The organism is Bradyrhizobium uaiense (assembly GCF_010811875.1).
GTDB lineage: Bacteria > Pseudomonadota > Alphaproteobacteria > Rhizobiales > Xanthobacteraceae > Bradyrhizobium > Bradyrhizobium uaiense.
Genome location: NZ_VKHP01000636.1, coordinates 1 through 331, shown reverse-complemented (window position 1 = coordinate 331; position 331 = coordinate 1). Strand labels below are relative to the sequence as shown.

The window sequence follows — 331 nt, the reverse complement described above, 5'->3', positions numbered from 1 at the left end:
TCACCTCGGGCGCGGCGACTTTCAGTTTCGCGACCAGTCGCTTCAGCCCGTTGGCGTCCTTCTGGCGTGACACCAGCACGGCGTCCTGGGTCGCGACCACGACGAGATCGTCGACGCCTTCGAGCGCGACCAGCGCCCGGTCGGTCGAAACGTTGCAATTGCGGGAGTCCTCGAACACCGCCGCGCCGCGCGCTGCGTTGCCCAGGCCGTCCTTGTCGGAGAGCTCCCAGACCTGGCGCCACGAGCCGATGTCGGACCAGCCGCACGCCACCGGCACCACCGCGGCATGCGCCGTCTTCTCCATGACCGCGTAATCGATCGAGATCGCGTT

1 pseudogene is annotated in these 331 nt (G+C 68.0%); it reads right to left on the bottom strand.

Annotated elements, in window-relative coordinates:
* Positions 1-331, bottom strand: a pseudogene (cpsB, locus tag FNJ47_RS55615) (mannose-1-phosphate guanylyltransferase/mannose-6-phosphate isomerase); the annotation flags it as partial.